Annotated in this window: 12 protein-coding genes and 1 pseudogene; 5 read left to right on the top strand and 8 right to left on the bottom strand. The window is 61.7% G+C overall.

All coding sequences use genetic code 11. The features are described from left to right. Positions 1–527, bottom strand: a 527-nt coding sequence (locus tag QOC89_RS04455) for a putative glycolipid-binding domain-containing protein (protein ID WP_323043919.1), incomplete at its 3' end; no start/stop codon positions are given. Positions 528–780: 253 nt separating this feature from the next. On the opposite strand from QOC89_RS04455, the gene QOC89_RS04450 reads away from it, so the two are divergent. From QOC89_RS04450 to QOC89_RS04440, 3 genes are all read left to right on the top strand, one after another. Continuing rightward, positions 781–1,728, top strand: a complete 948-nt coding sequence (locus QOC89_RS04450) for an urea transporter (protein WP_323043918.1) — start codon at positions 781–783, stop codon at positions 1,726–1,728. Positions 1,729–1,846: 118 nt separating this feature from the next. Further along, positions 1,847–2,623 (top strand): class II aldolase/adducin family protein, encoded by a 777-nt coding sequence (locus QOC89_RS04445; RefSeq protein WP_323043917.1) that lies wholly within the window; start codon positions 1,847–1,849, stop codon positions 2,621–2,623. After that, positions 2,569–2,871: a 4-oxalocrotonate tautomerase gene (locus QOC89_RS04440; protein WP_323043916.1), complete on the top strand. Its 303-nt coding sequence runs from the start codon at positions 2,569–2,571 to the stop codon at positions 2,869–2,871. The genes QOC89_RS04445 and QOC89_RS04440 overlap by 55 nt, the downstream gene beginning before the upstream one ends. Positions 2,872–3,084: 213 nt before the next feature. On the opposite strand, the gene QOC89_RS04435 is transcribed toward QOC89_RS04440, so the two are convergent. The 7 genes from QOC89_RS04435 to garD form a co-directional block, all read right to left on the bottom strand. Beyond that, a complete protein-coding gene (locus QOC89_RS04435; RefSeq protein ID WP_323043915.1) occupies positions 3,085–4,284 on the bottom strand; it encodes a porin in 1,200 nt (399 codons plus the stop codon). A gap of 74 nt (positions 4,285–4,358) precedes the next feature. After that, on the bottom strand, positions 4,359–5,711 hold the full coding sequence (locus QOC89_RS04430) for a TRAP transporter large permease (RefSeq protein WP_323043914.1): 1,353 nt from the start codon (positions 5,709–5,711) through the stop codon (positions 4,359–4,361). A gap of 7 nt (positions 5,712–5,718) precedes the next feature. Continuing rightward, the gene (locus QOC89_RS04425) at positions 5,719–6,198 is read right to left on the bottom strand and encodes a TRAP transporter small permease (protein WP_323043913.1); all 480 of its coding nucleotides are present in this window, start codon (positions 6,196–6,198) and stop codon (positions 5,719–5,721) included. A gap of 141 nt (positions 6,199–6,339) precedes the next feature. Continuing rightward, entirely contained in the window at positions 6,340–7,332 is a 993-nt protein-coding gene (locus QOC89_RS04420) for a TRAP transporter substrate-binding protein (protein ID WP_323043912.1), read from the bottom strand. A gap of 597 nt (positions 7,333–7,929) precedes the next feature. Next, a complete protein-coding gene (locus QOC89_RS04415) occupies positions 7,930–8,874 on the bottom strand; it encodes an SMP-30/gluconolactonase/LRE family protein (protein ID WP_323043911.1) in 945 nt (314 codons plus the stop codon). Then, complete coding sequence (locus QOC89_RS04410) at positions 8,871–9,713, bottom strand: NAD(P)-dependent oxidoreductase (protein ID WP_323043910.1); 843 nt, start codon at positions 9,711–9,713, stop codon at positions 8,871–8,873. The genes QOC89_RS04415 and QOC89_RS04410 overlap by 4 nt, the downstream gene beginning before the upstream one ends. A gap of 52 nt (positions 9,714–9,765) precedes the next feature. Continuing rightward, positions 9,766–11,355, bottom strand: coding sequence for a galactarate dehydratase (garD, locus tag QOC89_RS04405; RefSeq protein WP_323043909.1), 1,590 nt, complete (start codon positions 11,353–11,355; stop codon positions 9,766–9,768). Positions 11,356–11,571: 216 nt separating this feature from the next. Between garD and kdgD the strand changes: the two genes are divergently transcribed. Next, entirely contained in the window at positions 11,572–12,489 is a 918-nt protein-coding gene (kdgD, locus tag QOC89_RS04400) for a 5-dehydro-4-deoxyglucarate dehydratase (protein WP_323043908.1), read from the top strand. Between the two features lie 26 nt (positions 12,490–12,515). Then, positions 12,516–12,821: pseudogene (locus QOC89_RS04395) on the top strand (hypothetical protein); the annotation flags it as partial.

The following is a 12,821-nucleotide window of genomic DNA, read 5'->3' as shown; positions in this document are numbered from 1 at the left end:
AGCGTCGGATAGTCGATCACGAGGCCGTCTTCATCCACCGTCAGGTCCGCGGTGAAATTGCGGAAGATACCCTCGTAGCGGTACACGCGATTCAACTCGATGCACGAATACGCCTGCTCAGCGCGCGTAACCTGCAAATCAGGCGTCGAAATATAGGCCACGGAAATCGGCTGACGCTCGCCTTCGGCCAGTTGCAAACGGCGGATCGGCAGCGTGTTCGTGTACGGCGTGGCGGCGATATCGATATCGATGCATCCTTCGATCGCGCTCAGCATGAGGCCGTGGCCATCGTGCCAATGACCGGCGCCGTCGCCATGCAACTCCAGTTCCGCTGCGCCGACGATCTTCAGCCACGCATACGTGGTGCGCCATTGCGCGTCGCAACGTACCTTGTAGTGCAGGCCATAGGCCTTGCCGTAACGCTGCCCGACGAGGACGCTCTCAACCGCAAAGCCGTCCTCGCGCGCCTCGAACGCCAGATGTTCGAAGCCGTCACCCTCTTCCGATGCCCACCGTAGTTCACGCATCAGCGTGTCTCCTTGTTTGAACGGCACGGCACGCGTGCCGGATTCATATCGTAGCGCGAAAACTTTCGGTTCACCGACGGATCGGCGCATCACGCGCAGGTGTCGCAAATAGCCACTATCAACACCTTGCGATGCCCGGCGCGGCGTGCGTGGCCTATGCTCGCGATTCACGCTCAACCTGAAGCCGACCCGCCGCGTGCTCTGATTCGCACGCCGCAAAGTCGCGTCACCTCGAATTCATCGCCTTTAAGCCATGCACGCCGCCGCAACCGACGCACCATCCGCCGCCTTGCGCACCTTGCTGCGCAGTCTCGGCCAGATCGTGCTGCAGCCGAATGCGTTGACCGGCGCGTGCCTGCTCGGCGCGTGGCTGCTATGCGATCCGCGCCTCGCCTGCGCGGCGCTGATGGGCGCGGTCGCGGCCAACGTGAGCGCGGTATTGGCCGGCTATCGCGAGGACGACACACGCGCTGGACTGCACGGCGTCAACGGCGCGCTCGCCGGTCTCGCCGCGTTCAGCTTCATCGCCGACAATGCGACGGCTGCTGCCATCGCGATTCTGGCCGCGACAGGGACGGCGTGGTTGCTGGAGCCATGGTCGCGCCGACTGCGCGCGTACCGGCTCGGCGTTTTATCGAGCCCTTGTCTGATCGTCACTTGGCTTTGGCTTCCATTCTCGACCAGCGGAACTCACACAGCGAGTTTGGCCGCCCTGCACTCGCTCGGCGCGGCGCAATTGAGCGGCGGCTTACTCGCCGGCTTCGCGCAAACCGGTTTTGCGTCCGGCGCGTTGCCCGGTTTGCTCGTGTTGATTGGGATTGCGGCGGCGTCGCCGCGGCATGCCCTCTGGGCGTTGGTTGGCGGGGGCCTCGCGAGCGCCGCGCACCTCCTGCTCGGCGCAAGTACAAGCTCGTTCGACGCGGGCCTGTTAGGATTCAACGGCGCGCTGACCGCGATCGCGCTGGCCGATCGCGGCATCGCGGCGACGCTCGGCGGGATTGCGCTTTCGGTCGTGTTGCAAGTGTTCGCGACTTATTATGCGTGGCCGGCCATGACTGCGCCGTTCGTGCTCGCGACCTGGAGCATGCAGGGGCTCACCGGCCGCTTGATGCATGCCGCGGCAGTGCTCGAACCGGCGGAGCGCGGCGACGAAGCCGAACGGCGGCGCACGGCGCCGGCGCCGGTCAGCCGCGCACGTTAGCGCCGTGGATTCAGGCAATAGATTCGGGCCGCGCGTCCTGTTCACAGACCCGGCACCTGTTTGAGCCCACACAGTCAGGCCGCAGCGTCAGCCCACCCAGCAATCTCAGGAGACGGACATGTCATTCACCCACGCGCCCGCCGGCTACGTCGCCGAGGCGGGGCCGAGATCCGAAGCCGAACAGCAGACCCGCGTCGATCTGGCCGCCGCCTATCGCCTCGCGGCGCTCAACGGCTGGGACGATCTGATCTACACGCATATCTCAGCCAGTGTTCCTGGCGAACCCGGCCACTTTCTGATCAATCCGTTCGGCTTCGCATTCGACGAGGTGTGCGCGTCGAATCTGGTGAAGATCGATATCGAAGGCAACATCGTCGGCACAAGCGAGCATCCGGTCAACGCCACCGGTTTCGCGCTGCACGCCGCCGTGCATGCGGCCCGCGCCGATGCGGTCTGCGTGATGCACTTGCACAATACGGCGGGTGTGGCGGTTTCTGCTCAACCCGCCGGTTTGCTGCCGGCGTCGCAGCACGCGCTGCGCTTTTACGGGCACCTCGCGTATCACGAATACGAAGGTCTCGCGTTCACGCCGACCGAGGGCGAACGCCTCGTCGCGCATCTCGGCGACAAACCGGCCATGCTGTTGCGCAATCACGGGACGCTGACCGCCGGCCGCACCGTCGCCGAAGCGTATGTATTGATGGCCACGCTGATCAAGGCCTGCGAAATCCAGTTGCAGGCGCAAGCATGCGGCAGCGCGCTCGTCGTGCCCAACGATGCGGTAGCCACACGCACCGCCGCTCAACTGGTCGACGGTGGCGCCATCGAAGGCGCGCTCGAATGGCCCGCTTTGCTCCGCAAGCTCGACCGGATCGATCGCACGTACCGCGATTAAAATTGAATTCGCTTTTTCACGTCTTTCTTCAACGCCATTCATCACGGAGTTATGCAATGCCTACGTTTCATATCGAACTCTTCGAAGGCCGTTCGCTGGAACAGAAACGCCAGTTCGTCGAAGCCATTACCAAGGCGACCTGCGAATCGCTCGGCGTCGAGCCGAACTCGGTAGACATTATTCTCACCGACGTCAAACGCGAAAATTGGGCAACCGGTGGGCGCTTGTGGTCCGAAGCGGATGCGTGAGTGCTGATGCGGCTGAGCGCGCCGGTGGGACCAACGCGTGCGACGCTCAAAGGACGCGCGCCGCGGAGAATGATGCATGCGATGCTCGAAGCCGCACATCGCTGAAAATGCTGCGCGCGTTGCGCGCGCAGCGAGTACTTCCAGGCAAAGCGACGCGTATCTGAAACGCGTCGCCGCGGCGGTGTCGCATGACACCGCCGCGTCGCTACACAATTAGAACTTGTGGATGATGCCCACGCCCACAGCCACCTGGCTGCGCGACGAAGACGGCGCGCTGTTCTGGCCGTCGCCGATATCGGCCGTTGCGGTGATGATGCTCCGGCCGTTCGTTCCGATCGTCTGGCCACCCGCACGCTGATAGGCTTCCAGCGCGTACAGACCCGTGCGCTTGGACAGGCTGTAGTACTGCGAGAGGTTGAACTGCTGATAGCTCGCCGCGCTCGAAATACCGTTCGATTCCGTGGCGCGCGTGTAGCTATAACCCGCAGCCAGATCGAGCGCCGTCAGCGGCTTGTAGTGCAGGACCGCACCGCCCGTGTTGAAGGTCGCCTGGCTGAAGAACTTCGAGTTCACGCCCGGAATGTATTGCACGTTCGAGTACGAGAACGAGACATCCCATTGCGAGCTGAACGCGTAACCGCCCGTCACCGCAATACGCTGCTGCGCCTGCGCCGTCTGGTAGCCGTTATTGATGCCCGACACACCTGCTTGCGCGCCCGCATTCGACGTCGTGGAGTCAGCGCCCCATGCACCGCCGCCAGGCGTCGAGTTGTTGATACGCTGGAAGCCCGCTGCAATGCCGAACGGACCGTTCAGGTACTGAACCGCGGCGCTCCACGTCGAACCCGCGTTGGTGCTGCCCGCTACGCCACCCAGCGAGTACGAACCGCTCACCGTCAGGCCGTACATGTTCGGCGACGTGTACACCAGCGAGTTATTGGCACGGTAGAGCGTATCCAGCGAGTCGATATCGCCCGGGTGTGCGCCGTAAGCACCGGTCAGCCATGTGGTCGGGCTATAGGGCGACAGCAGCGTGTAGTACGAGGTGTACTGACGGCCAGCCGTCAACGAACCGTAGGTGGAATTGGCCACACCGACATAAGCCTGACGATTGAACGCCAGACCGTTCACGCCCTGCGCGCCGGTTGCACTGTTAAAGCCTTCTTCCAACTGGAAGATCGCCTTCGTGCCGCCGCCCAGGTCCTCGCTGCCCTTCAGGCCGAAGCGGCTGCCCGCCCAGATGCCGTTGACCATCTTGACGGCCGAACGGCCGCCTGTGGTCGAACCGAGCGACGTCGAACTGCTTTGATAGCCAATGCCCGTATCGACGATACCGTACAACGTCACGCTGGTTTGCGCGTGCGCGCCGAGGGCGACCAACCCAAGGGCCGAGGTTGCGATTGCCTTTTTCATTTTTGCTCCTCTGTAAAAAAATTTATTCTTTATGCCAGGCAGTGTCTCACCGGCGTGGACTATTAATAAGGTGTTCAAAACACTGGGTGGCCATTTATCAGGCTAGGCAACCACGTCGAAAACATGGGTACGTACGTCACGATATTGATCGCGCTGAAGATAGCCAGGTAATACGGCCACGCCACCTTGGTGGTTTCACCTATCGACACATTACCAATCGCGCAACCGATGAACTGCACCGAACCGATCGGCGGATGCACGAGACCCAATGCGCAGTTCAACAAAATCATGATGCCGAACTGCACGGGGCCAACGCCGGCATGCATCGCCATGGGCAGGAACAACGGCGTGGTGATCAGGATGTGCGCCGCCATGTCGACAAACGTACCGAGGAAGATCTGGATGACGTTGATGTAGAGCAGCATCAGCCACGGCAGGCTCGTTGCACCGTCCAGCATGTGTTCGATGGCGTCGGGGATCTCCAGATAAGCCATCTGGAAACGCAGCATGTTCGACACGCCGATCAGCAGCAGCACTACGCCGGTGGTCTTGGCCGCCTTGGACAACGCATGCGAGAGCTTCTTCAGCGTCATCGTGCGATAGACGACGATGGTCAATACCAGCGAGTAAGCCACGGCAATGGCCGCCGCTTCGGTGGCGGTGGCAATGCCTTTGGCCACGCAGACCAGAATGATCGCGATCACCATCAAGCCCGGCAATGCGCCGAGGAACGTGCGCGCCACTGCCAGCCAGCCAGGGAAGCGCTGCAATTCGCTCGAGCCGTCAGCACGGCGCGGATAGCCATTCTTGACCGCTTGCCAGTACGCAGCAATGAGCACGAAACCCATCACCCACAGAACCGGTAAGAGACCGGAAAACAACAGATCGCCGATCGACACGCCGCTCATCTGATGACCGTTCAGCGTGCCGGTGATGCCTTGGGCCGCGAACGCGTAGATGATCATGTTCGTCGACGTGGGCATCAGCGCGCCCGCCAGCGACGAATGGGTCGTCACGTTGACCGCATAGGCCGCGCTGTAGCCTTCGCGCTTCATCAGCGGAATGACCACACCGCCCATGGCGGACGTGTCTGCTGTCGGCGAACCGGACACCCCGCCGAACAGCGTGCACGCAACCACGTTGGCCATGCCGAGCCCACCGCGGAAATGGCCCACCGTGGCCTGGGCGAAACGCAGGATGCGGTCGGCAATGCCGCCGTGCAGCATCAACTCGCCGGAGAAGATGAAGAACGGCACCGCGAGGAACGAAAACGCGTTCATGCCCGAAATCATCGACTGCATGGCGGTAGCCGCCGGCAAGCCTTCATACAGATAGGTCAGGACACACGAAAGTCCCAACGCGAATGAAACAGGAACCCCGAATACGAGGAAAACAAGAAAACTAACGGAGAGGATGGCAAGTTCCATGATTCTTCTATTTTTGTTTCTGTGCGAAAAGCCCCAGCAGGTTCTCGAACGAGAACAGCGCAATACAGGCACTGGCAATAATCGGAATCACATAGCGAAGCGCTTCCGGAAGGCCCAGGATCGGGATCTTGTCCTCCATCGTCGTGTCCGCCATCTGCCAGCAGCCGAAGAAAATCGCCACCGCCAACACGATCAGGCACAGATGCTGAAACGCGTGAGCGATCATCTGGCCTTTCGGCGGCAATTTCTTGACCAGTGAATCAAGCCCGATATGGCCGCCCTCGCGAACCTTGAGCGCGGCGCCGAACATGGCAATCACGATCACCAGCAAAAGGGCAATGGGCTCGACGAAATCCGGTGCATCGCTGAAGACATAGCGCATCACCACGCCATAAATCACCAACAGGCACAGCGTGGCGAGACTCACCGACGCCACGACAACGAGCAAGCGGAAGAGAACATCATTTGGGCGCTTCATGAATCTCATTGACCCCATCCTTGCATACAGCGAACTTATATTCGATCTTCAGGAATCCTGCCAACCATAGCCGGATCAGGAAACCGCGCGGCGGGAAAAAACCTGCAGCAGCTGGCTGCAAGGCCTTTCTCCACCGCGTTACCGCCGAACTTATTTGACTGCCTGGATTTCGTCGACGAGCTGCTTCATTTGCGGGGTCTTTTCGTACTTCGCCCAGACCGGCTGCATCGCCTTCACGAAAGCCGGACGATCGATCTGCGACGCGGCGACGATGGTTGCGCCACCCTTGGTGACGGTCTTGGCCGCGTCGTTTTCGCGCGCGGTCCACAGCTTCTGGTAGTAAGGCACCGAATCCGCTGCCGCCTTCCTGATGATGTCCTGCTCTTGCGGCGTCAGCGTGTCCCACACCTTCCTGGAGAACACCAGCACTTCCGGCGTCATCGAGTGCTGGGTTTCGGAATAGACCTGCGCGACTTCGAAATGCTTGGTTTCTTCGTACGACGGCAGGTTGTTTTCCGCGCCGTCCACGAGGCCGGTCTTCAGGCCCGTATAGACTTCGGCGAACGGCATCGGCGTCGGCGTGCCGCCCATTGCCCTGATTTCATCGACCATCAGATCCGAAGGCTGCACGCGCACCTTCAGGCCCTTCATGTCAGCGGGCGAATGAATGGCCCGTTTCGCGTACATCGAACGCGCACCGCTCTCATAGAACGTCAGCGCGATCATGCCCTTCGCCTTGAAGGCGTCGAGAATCTTCTGGCCTTCCGGGCCGTACATCACCTTGCGGAAATGGTCGATGTCGCGAAACAGGAACGGCAGCGACGGAATCATCGATTCAGGAACGATCTCGTTGAACGCCGCACCGTTGGCGCGTGCCATGTCCAGCGCGCCAATGCGAACCTGATCGATGGTGTCGTTTTCGGAACCCAGAGCGCTGTTGCCGAAGACCTTCACGGAATCCTTGCCACCGGTTGCCTTGTTGATCTCTTCCCCCATGTACTTCACGGCCATATTGGTCGGATAGGTGTCGCCATGCACGTCCGAGACACGGAACACGCGCGCGTGGGCCGAGACGGTGCTGAACGCCAGCACGGAGGCCGCGACGATCATCGAAACACGGGAAGAGGCAAACTTGTTTTTCATCGTGACATTCCTTGAAATTAGATCATCCGATCGTTGCGGACGGCCGCACGCGGATGCGATATGGTTTTGGTGCGTCTCCCGGCTCCACGCGCGCCGCCCTTGCGGGTAGCGGGCGCCTTGCCGTGCTGGCCTGTTTGACGTCCCCGGCACAGATGCTCAGCACTCCTGTCAGACAACTCGACTTCTTTACTTCGACTGCATCGGCAGGATCTCCGCGCGCGTGAGTCATGCGCGCAGAGAGCACTGCCCTCCTTGTCCAGCGACCCAAGCTATCTCGAAAGCGATTTGTTTGGGCTCATATGTTGTACGACGACTTATAAAGTCTATAAAACACGGTTTGGGTTGTACAGCCGGTATTTACCCGCACGAGCGTGCGCTTGACGTAAGAGTGTCCGGTTTGAAATCCGGCCGCAAAGCCATAGCAGACGGACAACTACGCGCAAACATTGCGTCGCGGAATTATATTGTTCGTGGGAAGGCGGATGGCGGGAAAGTGGCATTTTCGCCACTATGTTGTACGACGAGCGATGAATAAATCACTACAATTATTCGGCGCCGACGCACTAATACGCCGGCACCTGTCTCATGTACTTCGCGTTATCGGAGTTTGCCCGCGTATTCAGGCTCGGGCAGACCACTCACGCCGGGGCGAACCGCAAACAGATGACCGTCATGTTCGGTGGCGCCAGCCGCGGGACGAATCGACGTCACGAAGAGCGTATCCAGATTGTTGCCGCCGAACGCGCACATTGCCGGCTTCACGGCCGGCACGGCAATCTGCCGGTCGAGCTTGCCTTGTGGCGTAAAGCGAAGCAGCCGGCCCGCGTCATTCGCGCAGATCCAGTAGCAGCCGTCCGCGTCCACGGCGGCACCGTCGGGACGCCCAGTGTAATCATGCAGATCAGCGAACACGCGCCGATTGCTCGGCTCACCCGTTTCGATGTCGTAGTCGAATGCCCAGATTTGCCTGCGCAGCGGATGCGAGTCCGACAGATACATCGTGGTCCCATCGGGCGACCACGCCAGACCGTTTTGCGTGATCAACGCGTCGACGACCGGCGGCGACAAGACGCCGTGCTCGTCGAAGCGATACAGCGCGCCGGCGGGATTTGCCGCCGCCATGTCCTGCACCATCGTGCCCGACCAGAAGCGTCCCTGGCGGTCGCAACGGCCGTCGTTAAAACGCATGTCGGCAAACGGGAACACCGGCGCCGCAAGCTTCCTGCCGGTCACGGCCAGCGGCTCGCCATGGGATGCGCACGTGGATGCATCTTCAGTCAGCGAGAGCGCGAAGAGTCCCGTCTCACAGCCCGCCAACACCATGCCGTGGCGATCGAACGCGAAGCAGGCCACCTTCTCCGGCAATACCCATTCGGACCGCTCGCCCGAACCGGGCCGCAGCCGCACGATCTTCCGCGCCGGAATATCCACCCAGTAGAGCGCCTGCTCCGCCGCACGCCACACCGGGCTCTCGCCGACCGACGCGGGCGCTTGCCCCGCCGCCTCGACACGCTCCACGGGCGGGTGCGCCGCCGCGCTCATCGCTTCGGCTCCATCGGCCCGGCCAGCACGAAGGGACCGCCCTGGAAATGCTGCGTCGGGTCGTCGAGTTCGGCGGTAGGCGCCGTGACGGGAAACAGATGCTCGAACTCGACCGAACTGTCCTGCGGACGAAAGCCGAGGAACGCGGCCTTGGTGTTATCCACCCATTTGGTCCGGTTATCCGACACGCCATAGACGATCGCGTGGCCGACCCGGTTGGTGAACAGCGAGCAGCGCACCAGTTCGATGAAGTCGCGAAAGCTCAGATAGGTGACGAGCATGCGCGGATTCTTCGGTTGCTCGAACGACGAGCCGATCCGCAGGCACACCGTCTCGAGACCGAAGCGGTCGAAGTAATAGCGCGACAGCGATTCGCCGAAGCACTTCGTTACGCCGTACAGGCTGTCGGGCCGCAGCGGCGCGTCGATATCGAGCACCGAGGTGGTCGGATGAAAACCGACGGCATGATTCGAGCTCGCGTAGACGATGCGCTTGACGCCCTGCTTCTGCGCGGCCGAATAGAGGTTGTACAGGCCGCGAATATTCGCCTCGAGCAGATCTTCGAACGGTGCTTCGATGGAAATGCCGCCGAGATGGACAACTGCATCCACGCCCTCGAGCAACGCGTGAACCGCGGCTTCATCCGCGAGATTCACGATCGCGGCTTCTTCATGCGCCGCCAGCTCGCCCAGCGGCGCGATATCGCTGATGCGTACGACATCGGCCCACGCGGCGAGCGCACCGCGCAACTGCTGGCCTAGATTGCCGGCTGCGCCGGTGAGCAGAAGACGGCGGAAGGGTTTCTGTGCCGCCGCGCGGCCAGGGTTCGAGTCAGTCATGTCTCAGTCTTTTCTTGATGAATATCAGCTACTGGCGGCACCACCGGCACTATCAGGTCACCGGCGCCGGATTGAACAGCGTCAATGCGTTGTGGAGTTTGAGTTTCTCCGCGCAGGTCTCTTTACGTCCGCTTGCGACGTCGAGCATCAGGCGGAACAGTTCCCAACCCACGTCTTCGATCGTCGCCGCGCCGGTTGCAATGGTACCGGCGTTGACGTCCATCAGATCGTGCCAGCGGCGTGCCAGATCGGAGCGTGTCGCGACCTTGATGACCGGCACTTCCGCGAGGCTATATGGCGTGCCGCGGCCCGTGGTGAATACATGCAGATTGATACCCGCGGCGACTTGCAGCGTGCCGCAGATGAAATCGCTGGCCGGCGTGGCCGCGTAAATCAGGCCCTTCTGCTTGACCTTTTCTCCCGGCGACAGCACGCCGGAGATCGCCGAGTTGCCCGACTTGATGATCGAGCCCATGGCCTTTTCAACGATGTTGGACAAGCCGCCCTTCTTGTTGCCAGGCGTGGTGTTGGCGCTGCGGTCGGCGCCGCCGCGTTGCAGATAATCGTCGTACCACTGCATCTCGCGGATGATCGCGGCAGCCACCTCCGGGTTGGCCGCGCGCGCCGTCAGTTGATCGACGCCGTCGCGCACTTCGGTGACTTCGGAGAACATGACCGTGGCGCCGGCGCGCACCAGCAAGTCGCTGGCGAAGCCCACCGCGGGATTCGCGGTCAGCCCGGAAAACGCGTCGCTGCCGCCGCACTGCACGCCGATCACCAGATCGGAGGCCGGGCAAGTTTCGCGACGGCGGTTATTCAGCCGCTTCAGATGGCCGTCGGCCATTCTCATGATCGACTCGATCATCGACTGGAAGCCGACGTGCGAGTCGTCCTGAAGCACCACCACATCGCCGTTCGCGTCGGCCTCGACGTCCCCGATGTCGGCGACTTCGGCGACATTCGCCGCCGCGGCAATCGGAATCGTGCCCGGCGGCATCAGGCGTTCAGGCTGCAGCTTCTCGCAACCGAGGCTGACCATCATCACTTCGCCGCCGAAATTCGGATTCAGGCTGATGTTGCGTACCGTGCGGATCGGCACCATCGCGTCGGGCGCGTCGATCGCCACGCCGCAGCCATAGGTGTGACCGAGGCTCACCACGTCGTCGACATTGGGATAGTTGGGCAGCAGTTCGGCCTTGATGCGCGTAACCGCGTGCTGAACCACGTCGGCCACGCACTGCACCGTGGTCGTAATCGCCAGAATGTTGCGCGAGCCCACCGAACCGTCAGCGTTGCGGTAGCCCTCGAACGTGAAACCTTCCAGCGGCGGCATCTCCGGCGCCTTGATGGTCGCGATCGGCAGATCTTCCAGCCCAGGCGGACTCGGCATGCGAATCACGTGCTCGTTGATCCAGCTGCCCTTCGGCAAGGCCTTGAGCGCGTAACCGATCACCACGTTGTAGCGGATGACCTCATCGCCTTCCGCCAGATCGGCCAACGCGACCTTGTGCCCCTGCGGGACACGCTCGCGCAACGCGAGGCCATCGGGAAATACGGCGCCCTCACCCAGACCGCCGTCGTTGACGACGATCGCGACATTGTCGTTGGGGTGAACGCGAATATAGAGGGGGGATTGTTCCATGTCATCGATCCTTATGGCGGGTTCAGGCCTGATTCGCCGACCATTCATACGTCATCCTACAACATGGTGCACCGACCGGACGTTCCGTATTTACCCCTATGGCGTGCATTATGCCGCCAAAACACCGTTGAGTTAGTCAAATTGTTGTTGTACGATGACGTATAAGAAATCTCCATTTCTACCGAATTCACTCTATCGCCGCCCTGGATACTCATCATGACGACACCGCAGGAACTGAAGCAGATCGTTTCGGAAGGCCTTCTGTCCTTCCCCGTTACCGACTTCGACGAACAAGGCGATTTCCGCGCCGATACCTATGCCGAGCGCCTCGAATGGCTCGCGCCTTATGGTGCGTCGGCACTGTTCGTGGCCGGCGGCACGGGCGAATTCTTCTCGCTCACGCATGATGACTACTCCAACGTCGTGCGTACGGCGGCTGAAGTCTGCAAGGGCAAGGTGCCGATTCTCGCCGGCGCCGGCGGCCCGACCCGCGTGGCGATCGCGTATGCACAGGAAGCCGAGCGTCATGGCGCGAACGGCATCCTGCTGATGCCGCACTACCTGACCGAAGCCTGCCAGGAAGGCATCGCGGCGCACGCGGAAGAAGTTTGCAAGTCCGTGCCGAACATGGGCGTGATCATCTACAACCGCGCGAATTCCAAGCTTAACGCGGACATGCTCGAAGGGCTGGCTGAACGTTGCCCGAACCTGATCGGTTTCAAGGACGGCGTGGGCGAGATCGAGAACATGGTGACGATCCGCCGCCGCCTCGGCGACCGTTTCTCGTACCTTGGCGGCCTGCCGACCGCTGAAGTTTATGCCGCGGCCTACAAGGCGCTGGGCGTGCCGGTGTATTCGTCGGCCGTATTCAACTTCATTCCGAAGACCGCGATGGACTTCTACCGTGCGATTGCCGCGGACGACCACGCCACCGTCGGCAAGCTGATCGACGAATTCTTCCTGCCGTATCTCGCGATCCGCAACCGTCGCGCGGGCTACGCGGTCAGCATCGTGAAGGCCGGCGCGAAGCTGGTCGGGCACGGCGCGGGTCCGGTGCGCGCGCCGCTGACCGATCTGACCGAAGAGGAATTGGCTAAGCTCGACGCACTCATCAAGACGCTCGGCCCGCAGTAATGCAGCACACGGCGCGAGGCGGTGCGACCTGGTTTCCGATCTACCTCGTGCAGGCGCGCGGCATGACGATTCTGCAAGCGGGTCTCGTGGCATCGCTGCCGGCAATTTGCGGATTCTCCGGCGGCGTGCTCGGCGGTGTTTTGTCCGATGGGATGATCCGGCGCGGCCACTCGCTCACCCTTGCGCGCAAGGTGCCGATTGTCGGCGGCATCGTGACGCCTATCGTGATCGGCTACCGCGTCGCGAAGACCGGCTCGTTCAACGGCGCGCTGGTTTTCGTCGGCCTGAATGCGCTGCTGACGGTGTTCAGCTACCTCGTAATCGTGAAAGAC

Source organism: Paraburkholderia sp., from assembly GCF_034668105.1.
Taxonomy (GTDB): domain Bacteria; phylum Pseudomonadota; class Gammaproteobacteria; order Burkholderiales; family Burkholderiaceae; genus Paraburkholderia.
The sequence above is the reverse complement of the archived record's forward strand: the minus strand, read 5'-3'. Positions and strand labels throughout refer to the sequence as shown.